This is a genomic window from Stenotrophomonas rhizophila, assembly GCF_007667275.1.
In the GTDB taxonomy this organism is placed as follows: domain Bacteria; phylum Pseudomonadota; class Gammaproteobacteria; order Xanthomonadales; family Xanthomonadaceae; genus Stenotrophomonas; species Stenotrophomonas maltophilia_AE.
Genome location: NZ_VDQT01000001.1, coordinates 721909 through 738458 on the forward strand (window position 1 = coordinate 721909; position 16550 = coordinate 738458).

At 68.2% G+C, this 16550-nt stretch carries 15 protein-coding genes; 3 read left to right on the forward strand and 12 right to left on the reverse strand.

Annotated elements, in window-relative coordinates; all coding sequences use genetic code 11:
• Positions 1-83: 83 nt before the first annotated feature.
• From FSZ13_RS02960 to FSZ13_RS02970, 3 genes are all read right to left on the reverse strand, one after another.
• Positions 84-1289, reverse strand: a complete 1206-nt coding sequence (locus FSZ13_RS02960; RefSeq protein ID WP_145477931.1) for an efflux RND transporter periplasmic adaptor subunit — start codon at positions 1287-1289, stop codon at positions 84-86.
• A gap of 91 nt (positions 1290-1380) precedes the next feature.
• Positions 1381-2154: an SDR family NAD(P)-dependent oxidoreductase gene (locus tag FSZ13_RS02965; RefSeq protein WP_145477932.1), complete on the reverse strand. Its 774-nt coding sequence runs from the start codon at positions 2152-2154 to the stop codon at positions 1381-1383.
• The gene (locus FSZ13_RS02970) at positions 2151-2378 is read right to left on the reverse strand and encodes a hypothetical protein (RefSeq protein WP_145477933.1); all 228 of its coding nucleotides are present in this window, start codon (positions 2376-2378) and stop codon (positions 2151-2153) included. Before FSZ13_RS02970 ends, FSZ13_RS02965 begins: the two co-directional genes overlap by 4 nt.
• A gap of 140 nt (positions 2379-2518) precedes the next feature.
• Between FSZ13_RS02970 and FSZ13_RS02975 the strand changes: the two genes are divergently transcribed.
• Positions 2519-3538, forward strand: a complete 1020-nt coding sequence (locus tag FSZ13_RS02975; protein ID WP_145477934.1) for a LysR family transcriptional regulator — start codon at positions 2519-2521, stop codon at positions 3536-3538.
• A gap of 193 nt (positions 3539-3731) precedes the next feature.
• Here the strand turns inward: FSZ13_RS02975 and FSZ13_RS02980 are convergent, their stop codons facing one another.
• Both FSZ13_RS02980 and FSZ13_RS02985 read right to left on the reverse strand, forming a co-directional pair.
• Positions 3732-4427: an OmpA family protein gene (locus tag FSZ13_RS02980; RefSeq protein ID WP_145477935.1), complete on the reverse strand. Its 696-nt coding sequence runs from the start codon at positions 4425-4427 to the stop codon at positions 3732-3734.
• A 120-nt stretch (positions 4428-4547) separates the two neighbouring features.
• Positions 4548-5957 (reverse strand): cryptochrome/photolyase family protein, encoded by a 1410-nt coding sequence (locus FSZ13_RS02985; RefSeq protein WP_145477936.1) that lies wholly within the window; start codon positions 5955-5957, stop codon positions 4548-4550.
• Between the two features lie 201 nt (positions 5958-6158).
• Between FSZ13_RS02985 and FSZ13_RS02990 the strand changes: the two genes are divergently transcribed.
• Positions 6159-7247: a catalase family protein gene (locus FSZ13_RS02990; protein WP_145477937.1), complete on the forward strand. Its 1089-nt coding sequence runs from the start codon at positions 6159-6161 to the stop codon at positions 7245-7247.
• Between the two features lie 44 nt (positions 7248-7291).
• On the opposite strand, the gene FSZ13_RS02995 is transcribed toward FSZ13_RS02990, so the two are convergent.
• From FSZ13_RS02995 to FSZ13_RS03005, 3 genes are all read right to left on the reverse strand, one after another.
• On the reverse strand, positions 7292-8299 hold the full coding sequence (locus FSZ13_RS02995; protein ID WP_145477938.1) for an NAD-dependent epimerase/dehydratase family protein: 1008 nt from the start codon (positions 8297-8299) through the stop codon (positions 7292-7294).
• A 90-nt stretch (positions 8300-8389) separates the two neighbouring features.
• Positions 8390-8947 (reverse strand): TetR/AcrR family transcriptional regulator, encoded by a 558-nt coding sequence (locus FSZ13_RS03000; RefSeq protein ID WP_145477939.1) that lies wholly within the window; start codon positions 8945-8947, stop codon positions 8390-8392.
• A 54-nt stretch (positions 8948-9001) separates the two neighbouring features.
• On the reverse strand, positions 9002-9826 hold the full coding sequence (locus FSZ13_RS03005) for an AraC family transcriptional regulator (RefSeq protein ID WP_145477940.1): 825 nt from the start codon (positions 9824-9826) through the stop codon (positions 9002-9004).
• A gap of 179 nt (positions 9827-10005) precedes the next feature.
• Here FSZ13_RS03005 and FSZ13_RS03010 point away from each other — a divergent pair, with 179 nt between their 5' ends.
• On the forward strand, positions 10006-10785 hold the full coding sequence (locus tag FSZ13_RS03010; RefSeq protein ID WP_145477941.1) for an SDR family NAD(P)-dependent oxidoreductase: 780 nt from the start codon (positions 10006-10008) through the stop codon (positions 10783-10785).
• Positions 10786-10827: 42 nt separating this feature from the next.
• On the opposite strand, the gene FSZ13_RS03015 is transcribed toward FSZ13_RS03010, so the two are convergent.
• From FSZ13_RS03015 to FSZ13_RS03030, 4 genes are read right to left on the reverse strand one after another with little or no spacing between them, the layout of a single operon-like run.
• The gene (locus FSZ13_RS03015) at positions 10828-11457 is read right to left on the reverse strand and encodes an inorganic diphosphatase (protein WP_145477942.1); all 630 of its coding nucleotides are present in this window, start codon (positions 11455-11457) and stop codon (positions 10828-10830) included.
• Between the two features lie 10 nt (positions 11458-11467).
• Positions 11468-12838 (reverse strand): metallophosphoesterase, encoded by a 1371-nt coding sequence (locus FSZ13_RS03020; protein ID WP_428999973.1) that lies wholly within the window; start codon positions 12836-12838, stop codon positions 11468-11470.
• A gap of 5 nt (positions 12839-12843) precedes the next feature.
• Positions 12844-13965 (reverse strand): phytase, encoded by a 1122-nt coding sequence (locus tag FSZ13_RS03025; protein WP_145477943.1) that lies wholly within the window; start codon positions 13963-13965, stop codon positions 12844-12846.
• The gene (locus FSZ13_RS03030) at positions 13965-16514 is read right to left on the reverse strand and encodes a TonB-dependent receptor (RefSeq protein ID WP_145477944.1); all 2550 of its coding nucleotides are present in this window, start codon (positions 16512-16514) and stop codon (positions 13965-13967) included. The genes FSZ13_RS03025 and FSZ13_RS03030 overlap by 1 nt, the downstream gene beginning before the upstream one ends.
• Positions 16515-16550 lie beyond the last annotated feature (36 nt).

The window sequence follows — 16550 nt, forward strand, 5'->3', positions numbered from 1 at the left end:
CCCCGGCCGCTGTCGGAGCCGACAGCGGATGGGATGCGCACGAGGCATTTCCATGTAGAGCCGACCGTCGGTCGGCTGCTTTTTTACTTCAATGCAACCTGGGAAGCCGCCGCGGCAGGCTGCATCGCCACCGCCTTGGCCTGCACCGGCATGCCGGGCATGAAGACCTTCTGCACACCGTCGATGATCACGCGGTCGCCGGCGTTCAGGCCCTTCTGCACGATACGCAGGCCTTCGGCGGTACGCCCCAGCGTGATGTCACGGCGCTGTGCCTTGCCGTCCTTGTCGACCACGTACACGTACTTGCGGTCCTGGTCGGTGAGCACGGCCTTGTCGTCGATCAGCAGGGCCTGGAACTGGCCGCTGCCGAGCAGCTGCACGCGCGCGAACAGGCCCGGGGTGAAGGCGCGGTCGGCATTGTCCAGCAGCGCGCGCACGCGGATGGTGCCGGTGCTGCGGGTCACCTGGTTGTCCAGGAAATCGACCTTGCCTTGGTGCGGGAAGCCCTCTTCGCCCGACAGCCCGACCTTGACCGGCAGGTCGCTGTCGCGCTCGCTCGGGCGTTCGCCCTTGCGTGCCATCTGCGCGTAACGCAGGAAGGTGCCCTCGTCGGCGTCGAAGTAAACGAACACGGTGTCCAGCGATACCAGCGTGGTCAGCACGCTGGCGCTGTCGCCGGCGGTGACCAGGTTGCCGGCGGTGACCAGCGCGCGACCGGCACGGCCGCTGATCGGTGCGCGCACCTTGGTGAACTCCAGGTTCAGTGCCGCCGCATCAAGCGCGGCCTGCGCCGCCTGCACGTTTGCACCGGCCTGGTCGGCGGCAGCACGCCGCTGTTCCCAGGTCTCGGTGGAGATGGCCTGCTGGTCGGACAGCTTCTTCGCGCGCTCGGACTCGCTGCGTGCCAGCGTCGCCTGGGTGCGTGCACGTGCCAGTTCGGCACGGGCGCGGTCGTACTCTGCCTGGTAGCTGCGGGCGTCGATGGTGAACAGCACGTCGCCCTTGCTCACTTCCTCGCCTTCGACGTAGTTGACCTTGTCGATGTAGCCGGAGACGCGCGGGCGCAGTTCGACGTTCTGCACCGCTTCGACGCGGCCGCTGAAGTCATCCCACTGGCTGACCGGCTTGACCAGCACCGGCGCGGCACTGACCTGCGGCGGCGGCGGTGCCCCGGCTTCTTCGGCGTGGCCGCCACTGCAGGCGGCCAGCACGGCAGCGGCGAGGAGGGACACGCCGGCCATGGCCAGCCGTCGGGTGATGCGGGTGGAGGGAGAGGTGTGGGTGGTCATGGCATGCATCCGTACAGAAGGGGGGGAAGACGAAATCGGGGGCAGCGGGTCGAAGCGGTGGCGTAGCGTGGGACCTCAACCTTGGTAGAGGTCAAGCGGTGCCGGCCGTGTTCCGCGAAAACGGCGGCGGCCATTCCTGGTTCAACAGGCCGCGCGGCAGTTCGGCATCGCGGGTGTCGCAGCGGACGATGGCGCGGTTGTCGGTGCAGGTGTCGAGCAGCGAGACCAGGCGGCGGCCGACCAGCAGCGCACTCGGCCATTCGATGCAGGCATTGGCGGCATTGCTGGGGGTGCACACCGGGTTGCTGACTTCGAGCATCTGGGCGCGCACGCCCAGCGCCTGTGCTTCCTGGTGCAGGACCTGCGCATACATGCGCGTGGCCGACATGGTGATGGACGTTTCACCGTGCCCGGCCCACGCCTTGAAGCCGGCCGGCCCGCCGACCACGACATAGCGGCGCGCCTGGGCGCCACCGCGCAGCAGCGGCAGCAGGTGGCGTCCGGCATGCACGTGCGGCATCACGTCGGCCTGCAGTGCCTGCAGCAGGGCGTCGCCGCTGCGGTCGAGGACACGGCCGCGGTTGTAGGGGCCGCCCATCGCATCGACCACCGCCCGCAGCGGGCGGCGACGGCGTGCGACGCGTTCGGCCACGGTGCGCGCGGAACCGTCGTCGGCCAACGAGCCGAGCAGCGTTTCCAGCCCCGGCTCATCGGCGAACTGCTCCTGCAGCGCGGAGAGCCGGCCCGGGTCGCGGCCGACCACCAGGACCGGGCTGCCGGCCTCCAGCAGCGCGGCGACGATGCCCTGCCCGACGTTGCCGGTGCCACCGAGCACCAGAACCTCGGGGGCCAGCATCCCACTCATGGGACTTTAACTCCCGTCGCCGGGATAATCCCAATTCGACCCAGTCGCCCGCCGTTGCGGGGTGCCAGACGCAGGCTGCCGCCGCGCTGCAGGTTGGCGGGCGGGGTGAACTCGCGGAATGCCTTGCCGGAGAAGGCCGAGGGGCGCTTCTCTACGGTCAGGGCCAGGTCCAGCGAGGGTGTGCGGCCGGTCAGTACGCGGCCTAGAATGTTCTGCAACCACATGGTTGGCGTCCTCCAAATCGGGAATGGCGCCAGATTAGTCCTCGAACTCCCCCTTGATTAGTCCGGATTAAGGGGAATAATCGTCCCGTACCCGGCACAATCTTTCGGGCACCCTACCCTCCCCGATTCGGATCCCCCTCATGGCCCACGATCTCAACGACACGCTGATCTTCGTCAAGGTGGTCGAGCAAGGCAGCTTCATTGCAGCCGCCAACGCGCTCGGCCTGCCCAAGACCACCGTCAGCCGCAAGGTGCAGGACCTGGAAACCCGCCTGGGTGCGCGGCTGTTGCACCGGACCACGCGCAGGCTGGGCCTGACCGAAGCCGGTTCGGTCTACCACGAGCACTGCCAGCGCATCGCACGCGAACTGGAAGAGGCCGAAGGCGCAGTGAACCAGCTGCAGTCAGGCCCGCGCGGCTGGCTGCGCTTCACCGTGCCCTATTCCATCGGCATCACCTGGATCGCGCCGCTGCTTGGCCAGTTCCACGCCCAGTACCCGGAAATCCAGCTGGACATGCACCTGGGCAATGAAAAGCTGGACCTGATCGCCGGTGAAGCGGACCTGGCGCTGCGGGTGGGGGCGTTGCCGGACTCCAACCTGGTGGCGCGCAAGCTTGGCAGCCTGCGCACGCAGGTATTCGCCAGCCCGGCCTACATCGAACGCTATGGCGAGCCGCTGCATCCGGACGAGCTGCAGTTCCACCGCATCCTGGCCATGCGCAAGGCGCGCAACCTCAACAACAACCGCTTCTTCTGGCAGTTGGGCGAGAACGGCGGCGACCTGCGCGATTTCCCGGTCAATCCTCTGCTGGTGGCCAATGACCCGTCGGCCCTCAACGGCGCGCTGGTGTGTGGCGAAGGACTGCTGCTCACCGGCGACGTGATGGCCAAGCCGTTCATCGAGTCGGGCATGGTGCGCCGCGTGCTGGCCGGCTGGACCGGGCCGGAGGTCGACTTCAACGCGGTGTTCGCCGGCGGCCGGCTGGTATCGCCGAAGGTGCGCGCGTTCGTGGACTTCCTGGTGGAGAAGCTCAACTTCGACGCCAATTACATGCTGGCGCAGTGTCCGGCCGCGAAGCTGGCCAAGCAGCAGCAGAAGGAAGCGGAGGCGGAGCTGGAGGAAACCGGGAAGCGGATCCTGGAGACGGTGACCGCGTGATCGTCGCGGTGGTGCGGCGGGCGGAGATGACAGGTAGAACCGGCAGGTAGAGCCGACTGTTAGTCGGCTGCTCTCTGCCGGAAAGGCAGCCGACTAACAGTCGGCGCTACAGAAAATGCCGCCCATTGGGCGGCATTTTCGCGTTGCATCGGCGTGGCCGACGCAACGCAGCAATAACAGGCGCTTGCGCCTGTTATTGCTGCAACGGAATCACGCGGATTTCCACGCGGCGGTTCTTGGCACGGCCGGCGTCGGTGCTGTTGTCGGCAATCGGGTAGGCCTTGCCGGCACCCAGCGTCTCGATGCGCACGCTCTGCACACCTTGGCCGATCAGGTACTGCGCCACGGAATCGGCGCGCTCCTTCGACAGCTTGTTGTTGACCGCATCGCTGCCGATGCTGTCGGTGTGGCCGACCACTTCGATCATGGTCTGGTTGTACTCGCCGAGGGTCTTGGCCACGCCGTTCAGGGCACCGTAGAACTGCGGCTTCAATGCGGACTTGCCGAAGTCGAAGGTCACGCCGTCCGGCAGGTTCAGCACGATGTTGTCGCCCTGGCGCTGCACGTCGATACCGGTATTGGCGGTGCGCTCGCGCAGTTCACGCTCCTGCTTGTTCTGGTACGCACCCACGCCGGCACCGGCGAGCGCGCCGATACCTGCACCGACCATCGCATGCTGGCGGCGTTCGGTGGCGCTGTCGCCGGTCAGCAGGCCGGCAGCGACACCGATGGCGGTGCCGATCAGCGCATTGCGGCCGGTGCGGCTCTGCTGCTCGGTCGGGTTGCCGTACTGGTCGCTCTGCACGTACGTACCACCGGTGGCGCAGGCCGACAGGGCGGCAGCGGTCATCAGCGCCAGGGCCACGTTGCGGGGTGCGGATCGGATCATGTGTTTTCTCCTGAAGTGCCGGCGGTCGGCGTGCGAACGGCCAGAAGCATAAACACGCCGACGCGATGCCGGCATGATGAACACGCCCGTATTCGGCATTTCATTCAGGTTTGCGGGGGTTCAACTGGTGTGGCGGTACGCTGCCAATGCAGCTTCCCGGCCTGCGGCCAGGTCCACCAGCGGCACCGCCGGATAACCCGGCGCCAGCTCGGCCAGCAGCGCGGGCGACTGCCACGGCGCGAAGCGTGCCTTGACCGGCAACGGCGCAAGTTCGGGCACCCAGCGGGTGATGTAGCGCGCATGCGGATCGAACTTCTGCGACTGCGTGACCGGATTGAAGATGCGGAAATACGGTGCCGCATCCGCCCCGGTCCCAGCCACCCACTGCCAGCCCATCGTATTGTTGGCCAGGTCTGCATCCACCAGCGTGTCCCAGAACCAGCGCGCGCCGTGCAGCCAGTGTTGGCGCATGTGCTTGCACAGGAAGCTGGCCACGATCATGCGCACGCGATTGTGCATGTAACCGGTGGCCCACAGCTCGCGCAGGCCGGCGTCGACGATGGGCACGCCCGTGCGGCCCTGCTGCCACGCCTGCAGCTGGGCCTCGTTGGGCTTGGCCCAGCTGAAACGTTCGAAGCGCGGGTTGAGGTTGTGCTCCGGCGTCTGCGGGAAATGGTGCAGCAGGTGATACGAGAATTCGCGCCAGCCCAGCTCCCGGATGTAGCCGTCGATGTCGGCATCGCGACCGGCGCTGCGTTCCTGCTCCAGCCGTCGCACGATCTGCCACGGCGAGAGCTCGCCGAAATGCAGGTGCGGCGACAGCAGCGAGGTGCCCACGCGGTCCGGCAGGTCGCGCTGCTGCCGGTACCCGTTCAAGGCACCCTCAACGAACACGGACAGCGCTTCGTGTGCGCCCGCCTCGCCGGGCTGCCAGTGCTCCCAGAACTGCCTGTCCCAGTCCAGCCGCGGTGCCAGCTGCAGCGCGTCCAGCGCGACGCCCTGCACGCCGTGGGCGGGCAGCACGTCGGGCAACCTGGTGGACGCCGGAATGTTCATGCGGGTCAGCGCGTTGCGCCAGAACGGAGTAAACACCTTGTAGGGTCCGCCCTGCAGGGTGGCGATATCCCACGGCTCGAACATCAGGCTGCCGTTGCAGCTGCTGGCGTCGATACCCTGCTCGCGCAGTTCGCGTTTGATCCGTGCATCGCGCGGCTGCGTGGCCGGCTCGTACTTGCGGTTCCAGTACACCGCTTCGGCACCGGTGTCGGCGATCAGTGCCTGCAGTTCGGCCAGGCTGTCGCCGCTGCGCAGTACCAGCGCCGAGCCACGCGCGCGCAGGTCCGCATCCAGTGCGGCCAGCGACCGGTGCAGCCAGGCGTTGGAGGCCGCACCCGGTGCCCACGCGCCTTCTTCATGCGGCGCATGGATGTAGACCGGCACAGGGACATGCCCGGCCTCGAGGGCGGCCTGCAATGCCGGGTTGTCCTGAAGCCGCAGATCGCGGCGAAACCAGACCAGAGCTGCCGACACGCATACCGCCTTCGCTTGAAAGAGGCCACATGATAGCCAGCGCAGGTGAAGGCAGTGCACGCAGCCTTCGCGTGGCCGCCATGCTTCCTGCACCGCTCCTGCACGGCGCACCCGACAAGGTGGGCGCATGCCCAGCCGGACCCCGCCAAGGCAGCACCCCACGTGGCCGCCGGCACCCTCCCCCATTCCGGAACCACCGCCATGACGCCGATCCTGCCTGCTGTCGCCTATTCCGCCGACGTGGAACACCGCGCCCCCGACGAAGAGGCCACCATCGCCGAGCTGGTGGAGGTGTTCACCCGCATGGCCGGCGTCGTCGCCGAGCATGAAGGCCATGCGCACCGCGCGGTACACGCCAAGGGGCATGCGCTGCTGCGCGGCCGCTTCCAGGTGCTCGATGGACTGGCGCCGGAACTACGCCAGGGTCTGTTCGCCACCCCTGCCGAATTCAATGCGCTCGTGCGCCTGTCCTCACCGCCGGCCGAACAGCTGCCCGACACGGTGTCCACGCCGCGCGCGATGGCGGTGAAGATCCTGGATGTACCCGGCGCGCGCGTGGACGGCGGCGACGAGCAGCACAGCCAGGACTTCCTGATGGTCAACGGACCGGCCTTCAATACGCCGGGCATCAGCGGCTTCCTGCGTTCGGCCAAGCTGCTGGCGGCCACCACCGAGCGCATGCCGCGGACCAAGCAGGTGCTTTCTGCCACGCTGCGCGGTACCGAGGCGGCGCTGGAAGCAATGGGCGGCCAGAGCGCGTCGCTGAAGGCGCTCGGTGGCGAACCGCAGCACCACCCGCTCGGCGAAACCTTCTTCACCCAGGTCCCGTTCCGCTACGGGCCCTACATGGCCAAGTTCTCGTGGGTGCCGGTGTCGCCGGCACTGGTCGCGTTGACCGGGCAGAAGCTGCCCCCGGAAGCCGATACACAGCGTGAGGCGGTGGCCGCGTTCTTCGCCCAGCCCGATGCCGTGGCCGAGTGGGAACTGCGCGTGCAGCTCTGCCGCGATCTCGAGCAGATGCCGATCGAGGATGCCTCCGTGGTGTGGCCGGAAGAACTCAGCCCGTTCCAGCCGGTAGGCCGGCTGGTGGTGGGGGCGCAGTCATCGTGGAGCGACGACGCCGAGGCCAGCGAAGACCGGCTTGCCTTCGCGCCCTGGCACGCGCTGGCCGCCCATCAACCGCTGGGCAACATCAACCGTGCGCGCCGGATCGTGATGGCGGCCTCGCGCGATTTCCGTTCCCGCTTCAACCGCTGCCCCATCCACGAACCCTCCGCCAACAACGCGTAGTGCCACGCCCTGCGTGGCAGCCCCAGGCTCCCGACCGCACGGCGCTATGTGGCCCGCACAGCGCCATGCGTACGCGCGGCCACCCGAAGCTCATCCAGCCCCTGCTCCCGCGTGATCGCATCCAGGAAGTGAAGCTCTCGCCGCGCCTTGCGCGTATCCAACGTCACTTCCACCGCCGAGGCAGCGAACTGCTGTCGGGTCAGCGGACCGCGCAACCGCCCGCCACTCACTGCCGCCAGTGCATCGCCCACCGACGCCAGCGCCCACAGCAGCGCGCGCGGCACCGACCTGGCCGGTGCGGCGACGCCCTGGGTCTCCAGCAGCGCGGTGATGAAGGCACGGAATTCGACAGGCTGCTGGTCGGCGACGAAATACACCTCGCCCGCTCGCGCGTAGCGCAGCGCTGCCGAGACCGCCGCGCACAAGGTGGCGATATGGGTGGTGGAGGTCAGGTAGTTGCCACCGGAGATCCAGGCCAACTGTCCGTTGCGCGCCGCCTCGCACAGCTGCGGCAAGGCGGTGGTGTCATCGCGGCCCCAGACGAACCGTGGGCGTAGTACGCTGACCGCAAGATTTTCGGTATTGGCCGCCAACGCGATCCGCTCCGCCTCGGCCTTGCTGCGTGAGTAGCCGCCGATGGCGCGGCGCGGCAGCGGCGCGCGCTCGTCCACGCCCACCAGCGCGCGCCCGCTGGCCAGCACCGACTCGGTGCTGAGCAGGAGCACACGGGCGACACCGGCCCGGCCGGCGGCGTCGATCACCCGGCGCGTGCCATCGACGTTGACACGATGCTGGCACGCACCACCGCCCACATGGTCGGTATCAGCGGCGGCATGCACGACGGCGTCGCATCCGTGCATGCCCGCGGCCAGGTCACCGCTGAGCAGGTCGGCGCGGTATGCGCGTGCACCGCGCTGCTCGACTGCGCGCGCCGCGGCGTCGCTGCGTGCCAGTGCCACCACGGCGTGGCCCTGGTCGATGAAAGAAGTGATGAGGTTGCGGCCGACATAGCCGCTGCCGCCGGTAAGGAAGATCTGCTGGGAAGAAGACATGGGGGGTCCTGCAGCCACTGACGGGCCGCATGTGATCGGGGAAAGATGAAAAAGGAAAAATGGTGGGCGCGTCATGCACCCGACCGGGGATCAGTCCGGCGGTACCTGCTCTACCAGCCACGCGATGTCGCGCAGCAGCTGGTCTCGCTGCTCCCCGGGCCAGCGGTGGTAATCGAGCGCCTCGAGCAGCTTCAGGCCCTCCAGCGCCAGATACGCGAGCATCGCGCCACGTGGCTGCTGCGAGGTGGTCGCAACCGCCTCGATCACCTCGCGCTGGTGTTCCTGGAAAGGCCCGCGCAGGCTCGAATCACCGGCCATGGCGGCGACCAGGCTCAGCGCGACCGGTCGGAACGCATCCGGCAACGGTTGCGCTGCGGCCGCCAGCCGCCCCTTGATGACGGGGCTGTCGTGCGCAGGCACGGCCCGGATGGCGGCCTGGTTATGGGCAGTGTCCCGCTGCAGCGCGCGCGCCAGGACGGCCTGCACCAGTGCACGCTTGCTGCCATGGTCGTACAGCACGCTGGCCTTGCTGATGCCGGCCTCGGCGGCAACGGCCTCCAGGGTCAGGCCGGGAACACCATGGCTGGCGACCACGCGTTCGGCGGCGTCCAGCAGATGGTTCGGGTCGATGGAACGCGGTCGGGCCATGCTCTCGCCATTAATATCCGTCCGGATGGATATTAATTGCCGGCGGACCGCGGGTCAATCCGGTGCAGACGCCGAGCCCTGCAGGCTGTGCCGCGCGCTGTGGCCGAAACTGCGCTGGTACTCGCGGCTGAACTGCGACAGGCTCTCATAGCCGACCGCAAGCGCTGCCGCGGTCACGTTGACGGACCGGGTTTCGAGCAGCCGCCGGGCTTCGAGCAGGCGCAGCTGCTTCTGGAACTGCAGCGGCGACATCCCGGTCGCCGCGCGGAAGCGCCGGTAGAACAGCGAGACCGACATGTGGCTGGCCGCCGCCAGCGCATCCACCTGCAGCGGCTGGCGGAAATGCCGACGCAGATGCACCACCGCGTCGGCGATGCGCTGCAACGTGCCTTCCGGGCGGGCCATGGCCGCCACATCCGGGCCGGTCGGCCCGGTAAGCAGCCCGTAACCGAGTTCGCGCAGCAGCGTGGGCACCAGCACGCCTCCGGTGGCGTCGATCTGCGCCGCTTCGACAATGCGTGCCACGCAGTCGAGCAACGGCGGAGGAAGGGTATGAACGCTGAGCCCGGCGGCCGCGACGAGGGGTGACGGCGCCGGGTCAAGCCCGGCCAGGACCTGCTGCAGCAGGCTCGTATCCAGCTCGATGGAAACCCCCATGAACGGCCGCGCCCTGCTTGCGGTGAGCACGCGCCCGCTGGCCGGCATCGCGAGCCCGGTCACCAGTCCCTGGCCAGCACGGTAGTCGAGGATGCGTCGCCCGGCCAGGACCTGCTTTGCCCCCTGCACCACGACCCCCAATGCCGGCCGGTACAGCGCATGGCTGGGCATGCGGGCGCGGGTGGTGGTCGATACGATCAGACCCGGCAGCGGCGAAAGCACCCGATCGCCCTCTCCTGCGGAACGGCTGAGGAGGTTGTCCACCGCACTGTGCAGACGCGTCAGCACGCCGGGCCCGCGCGCAACGGTGCAGGATCAGGCAAATGCCTGCCCGTAACCGGCAAGAGTGCGGCGCGGCACCCCGCGATCATGCCTGCTCGTTCCCCACGTCTGGTTGTCGCATGCACACTGACTCTCCACTTCTCCCCGCCCGCGTGGCCCTGGTCACCGGCGGCAACAAGGGCATTGGCCGCAGCATCGCGCTGCAGTTGGCCATGCGCGGTTGGGATGTGATCTTAACGTACCGCAGCGACCCGGCCGCCGCACGCGACGCAGCCGCGGACATCGCGCGCCACGGCCGAGAGGTGATGACCCTGGGCCTGGACATCACCGACAGCGCGAGCTTCGCGGGCGCGTTGGACGAGGCGCGCGCCTGGCTGCGTTCGCGCGGACAGGGCCAGCAGCTCGACGCGCTCATCCATAATGCGGGCGCGCACGCGCCGGCCCCGTTCGGGGCGATCACCGCCGATGACATCGACCTTCTGCATGCACTGCATTTCAAGGGCCCGCTGCTGCTCACCCAGGCGCTGTCACCGCTGCTGGCCGACGGAGCCCGCATCGTCACCCTGTCGAGCAGCCTGACCCGCCACACCGCCGCCGGCAGCCTCGTCTATGCCGCCATGAAGGGCGCGCTGGAGGTCATGACCCGCTATCTGGCACTGGAACTCGGCCCGCGCGGGATCACCGTCAATGCGGTCGCGCCGGGCCCCACGCAGACCGATTTCTTCGGCGGCGCGGTGCGCGACAACCCCGACGTGCAGCGTTATGTAAGCGACCACACGGCACTGGGGCGCCCGGGCCGTGCGGACGACATCGGGGCGATGGTGGCCGCGCTGGTGGGGCCCGACAACCACTGGGTGACCGCGCAGCGGATCGAGGTGGGCGGCGGGATCCTGCTGTAGAACCGCGCCGCTGGCAGCGCTGTGTCGAAACGCTGGCAAGGATCAATCGCCCTTCGCACGGCGCTGCTGCGTGTCGAAGCGCTGCATGGACTCCCGGATCACCGCCTTGGCCTCGGCGGCATTGCCCCAGCCGCTGAGCTCCACCGGATTGCGGCCTTCCGGCAGGTCCTTGTAGACACGGAAGAACGCTTCGATGCGCTGGCGCTCGATCAGTGGCAGGTCCTGCAGGTCGCGGATGTTGGCGTAAGTCGGGTCGATCTTGTCGGTGGGCACGCCGATCACCTTCTCGTCGTGCTCGCCCTTGTCGACCATCTTCAGGTAACCGATCGGGCGGAAGCGCACGATCACGCCCGGGTGCAGCGGTTCGCGGGTCAACACCAGCGCGTCGAGCGGGTCGTTGTCGCCGGCCAGGGTGCGCGGCATGGAGCCATAGTTGGCCGGGTATGCCACCGGCATCGACTGGAAGCGGTCGACGTGGACCAGGCCGTCGTCCTTGATCTCGTATTTGGTGAAGCTGCCGGCCGGGATCTCCACCGCGAGGTTGGCTTCCTCGGGCGCTTCCTTCGGTTGCGCGGCGAGGAAGGGATGCAGGACGGCGTTGCTGGCCACGCTGGCACCGGCGAGCAGGAGCAGCGACGTGGCCATGGCGAGCAGCGGAAGCACAGGTTTCATGGCGGATTCCTCATTCCCAGCAACGGTCGGCGCGGCCTTTCAGGGTCTGGCTGCGCGTGCAGTCGCGGGGCGCGATGCGGCCTTCGGTGAGTTCGGTCTTCTGCTTGCGGCCGTCGGCACTGCGGGTGAGTTCGAAGCCGTCGTACAGGCGACCGGTTACGGTCCTTGCTTCGTAGCGCAGGTGGCGTGGATCGATCGTGAGGACCTGGAACAGCTGGGTGTCCTCACCGACCGGTGCCATGGTGGCGCGCGCTTCATCCGACAGGCGGTACTGCTTGGGGCCGGCCACGGTCACGATGTACTGCGGGGTGGCAGCCTGCCCCTCCCCACGGCGCCCGTAGGTGTGGTCGTGCCCCTGCAGCACCAGGTCGACCTGGTGCCGGCGCACCACCGGCAGCAGCACATCGCGCAGCTCGGCGTTCTCGCGTCCTGCGCGCGGCGAATAGAACGGCTGGTGCAGCAGCACGATGCTCCACGGGTGCGGGTTGTCGGCCAGCACCTTGTCCAGCCAGGCCGCCTGGGCCTGCGCGGTGCCCAGGTCGAGTGCGGAGGTGCCGTCGAGGACCGCGATCCGCACGCTCTGGTAGTCGAACCAGTAGGTGCTGGAATCGGCGGCATCGACGCCGTTGCGCGGCAGCGCGAAGGTCACCGGCCAGTGCCGGCCGAGCACACGGCGTTCCTGCGGGGTGTCCTCGAACTCCTCGAAGTACTCGTGGTTGCCGATCGCCGGGGCCACCGCGGTTTCCTGCGGCAGCCAGCCCGCGGCCGCAAACCATTCGCCCCACTCGCTGTCGTCCTGGCCATCGCCGCCGCTGACCAGGTCGCCGGCGAACAGGCTCAGCCGCGCGCCCGGCGCCGCCTTGATGCCCGCGCGCAGCACGCGCGAAACGTGGCTGAGGTTCTTGTTCTGGGTGTCGCCGAAGTACAGCAGGGTCAACGGCTGGTCCGCGCGACCGGCAGTACGCAGCTGGTTCCATGCGCCCCAGGTGTCCTTGCCCTGCACGCGCCACAGGTACAGGGTGTCCGGCACCAGCCCGGTCACATCGGCACGGTGGTAGTGCGCGCTGCCGAGCTCGGTCTGCAGTGGCGTGGTGACCGCGGTAACGCGGTGCGGCGTGCCGACGTCGGGCGAGTCGCCGGCCACGACCCACTCCAGCACGGGCGCATTGACCGTGCCGTCGGTGCGCCAGGCCACCGCGAAACCGTGCGCGGCATCCTGCGCCGGCGAAGCCACGATGCGGTCGGGGAAGCCGGTGGCGGCGTAGTGCGTGCTGCCGGCCGGCACCTGGGTATTCGGCTCGGCCTTGGCCTGGGGCCTGGCGGCAGCCGCACCCGTGCCCAGCAGCAGGGCAAGGGCCAGGGCCGGGATACGGAAGTGCACCCGGGTCACGGTGCGCACTCCAGCGGCAACGACAGCTGCCTGGCCACGCTGGCCCAGTCGAAGGCGACCACGCCCTGGTCGTCATGCACGGCATACAGCGCCCCGTGCGGGAAGCGCGGCGAGGCCGCCTGGGTCAGCCAGATGCCGTCGGTGTTGGCCACCGTGTTGCCCTGGAACGCGCCGACGTGCTTGAACGTATGCCGGTCGAACAGGTGGAACACGCTGCGCTGCTTGCCCTGTTCGGTGGTGATCCACCAGCCGTCCTTGCCGCAGGTGCGCAGCATCACGCCTTCGGCCTGCGCCTTGAACGCATCGCGGCCGAAGGTGGTGCCGCTGAACTTCCCTTCCAGCGAGTACACCTTGATTTCGCTGGCATACGTTTCGTCTTCTTCGGCGATCAGCAGGTGGTCGTTGGCCGGGTCGCCCCAGATCGACTCGACCACGCGCAGGGCGCCCTTCTCGCTGGTATCGCCGATGCTGCCGACCAGGCGGGCCTGCGCCTTGCCATCCAGCACCTGCAGTGCGTAACGACGCACGCGCTTGTCCATTTCCGCCAGCGGCGGCAGCACGTCGTTGCCCTGGGCATCTTCGCCGGCGTCGTAGGAGTCGGTCACGTACACGTCGTAGCCGCTCGCCTGCTTGTCGACCCACAGTCCGTACGGCTTGCGCAGGTCTTCGGCAGCGAACGTCCCCAGCGGGGCAAACGACGGCAGCTGCAGCACCTGCACGCGGTGGTTGTCGCGCTCCACGACCAGCGCCAGGTCGTCGATCACGGCGATGCCGTTGGGCCGGTCGAACTGGCCCGGTGCGGTGCCGGTTCTGCCGACATCCCGCAGGTGGGCACCGGTCTGGCCGTCATACACGACCAGCTTGTCGGTGGCTTTAGCGGTGGCGATCAGCCACACCTGCCCCTCCGGCGAGGTCCAGCTGGCCGGCGAGTCGATGTTGTCGGCCGGGGTCATCGGGGTCAGGAACGCTTCGGCCACGGTGGCCACCGAACGCCCGGTGGTCGCGGCCGCCGGGTCCAATGCCGGTGCGTTCGATGCCGCCGGTGGCGGAGTGACGGCCGGCCTGCAACCGGCCAGCGCCGCCAGCGCGAGCAGGGCCAGTACGGGACGTGCGCGCATCACAGGGCCACCTTCAGGCCGAGCGCGTAGGTGCGGCCGTATTCTTCGTTCTGCAGGGTGCGCGAACGCACGCCCTGGTACAGCTCCAGCGGTTTGTCGAGCAGGTTCTGCGCTTCCAGGTACACGCTCACGTTGTCGGTGATCTTGTAGTCCAGGCTGAAATCGAGCTGCGTGTTCGGCGCCACGAAGATGTCGTAGGCAGCGCTGTCGCCCAGCGTATCCAGGTATTCGCTGCGGTACACGGCGGCCAGGCGGGTGCTGAAGCCGGCTTTTTCATAACCCACGTGCGCGCTGTACACATGCTTCGATGCACGCGGCAGGGTGAAGTCGTCATCGGCGCGACCGTCCAGGCCCGGGTCGAAGTCGGTGTCCAGCCAGGTGCCGCTGGCCCCGACCAGCAGGCCGTCCCAACCGGCCGGCAGGAAGCTGAGCTGCTGCTGCCAGTTGAATTCGGCGCCGTACACCCTGGCCTTGTCGCCATTGATCACGCGGGTGACCTCGAAGCCGGGGTATTCGGGATCGCTGTCGCTCACGGTGTTGACGATGTAGCCGTCGATGGTCTTGTGGAACAGTCCGAGCGAGAGGATGCCGGTGCTGCCGATGTAGCGTTCGAAGGACAGGTCCACGTTCTTCGATTCGTACGGATCCAGCTCGGGGTTGCCCAGCCGCACTTCTTCGTCGCCGCGGTTGTAGCCGATGCGCGGAGCGATGTCCCCGAACGAGGGACGCGAGACGGTCTTGTTGGCGGCCGCGCGCAGCACCCAGTCGCTGCCCGCGTCGTAACGCAGGTGCAGGCCCGGCAGCACGTTGGTGTAGCTGCGGTCGGCGCTGAGCGGGGTAACGGTATAGCTGCGGCCGTTGGCGGCCACGTCCACCTGGTTGCCGGTGGCCTGGAACTGGGTGTTTTCAACGCGCACGCCGCCGATGACGCGCAGGTTGCCGAGGTCCCAGGTGCCCATGGCGTAGCTGGCGAAAATGTCTTCGCTGGCGGTGTAGTCCTCTTCAAGCGAGGTCATCGCATTGGCGCCCACGTCCTGCGGGCGGGCGCTGTACTGGCTGCCGAACTGCGCCCAGTAACGGCGCATCGCGTCCGAACTCATGCCCTGCCCCAGGCTGCCGCCACGGTGCTCGGGTGTGCTCGCGGTCCAGTCGGACAAGGCCACGTCCGGGCCGGCCCGCAGTTCGCGCTCGTCGGTATCCACGTCGCGGTCGCGCCAGCGGCCGAGCAGGCCGAACTTGTAGCTGCTGTTGTCGCCGTCGAAGCGGATGTTGACCTGCGCGCTGTGTTCCTTGTCGTCCACGCGCTTGGGCGAGACCACGAAACGATCGAAATCGTAGTTGCCGTTGTCCATCCAGCCGGCATCGCTGAGGGTGTAACGCGGGATGCCGCTGTTCTGGTCCACGGTCGCGGCCAGGTCGTCGCCGTTGTATTCGAAGCGCGCTTCCATCTCGTCGTTGACGCGCTCTTCGGTACGGGTGTAGCCGACCTTGTAATCGAGCACGGCATTGGTCAGGCGGTTTTCGCCGCCCAGGCTGGCGGCGAAGGTGTTTTCCTTCTTGGTGCGGTAGCGCATGCGCTTCTGGATCGCGTCGGCCGGCAGGTCGTCGACACGGAACTGGTTGTTGCCCAGCGCGGTGACCTCGCCGTCGCCGAAGTTGAAGATCGTGCGCTGGCGGGTTTCGGCATCGTCGAACTGGCTGTACAGGGTGCGCAGGTAGTACTGGCTGTCTTCGCTGGGGCGCCAGTCGAAGTTGAGGTTGGCCCCGATGCGCTTGCGTTCGATTTCGTACTTGCGGTGCTGCAGGCTGGTGGCGAACAGGTCGTCTTCGCTGCCGCCGTCGAATTCGCCGTATTCCACTTCGCTGTTGTCGGACTCGAACCTGCGGTTCTGGTAGTTCACGCCGAGCGCCACGCCGAAGGTTTCGGCGAACACGTCGCTGTAGTTGAAGGCGGCCTTCGGGCTGGTGTGGCCGGACAGGTCCTGGTGGCTGGCTTCGATCTTGCCACGCAGGCTGCGGCCGTCGCGGTCGAAGGCCGAGGCGGACTCGACCAGGATGGCGCCGCCGATCGCATCGCCGGGCATGTCCGGGGTAGGCGACTTGACCACGCGCAGGCGCTCGGTCGAGTCGGAGGGAATCACGTCCAGCGGTGCGGCGCGGCTGGCGTCTTCCGGGGTGCCCACGGCGATGCCGTCGATGCTGACGCTGTTGAGGTTGGCATCCAGGCCGCGCACCACCACGAAACGGCCCTCGCCCTGGTCACGGGTGACGCTGACGCCGGGCAGGCGCTGCAGCGATTCGGCCACGTTCTTGTCCGGGTAGACGCCCATGGCATCGGACGATACCGCGTCCTGGATGGCATCGCTGCTGCGCTTGAGGTCGACCGCGCGGGTCTGCGATTCCAGCTGCGGGCGCACTTCCACCCGGTCCAGCTCGGTGGCTGCGGCAGCGCCGGCGAGCTCCCCGCTCGCGGCGGCCACGGCAGGCGCGGTGGACAGGACCAGCAACGACAGGCTGATGGCCAGCCCCAACGGCGATTTGTTCTGCACGGCATCCCCAACGGTGTAAAGATTGGGTCAGCACGG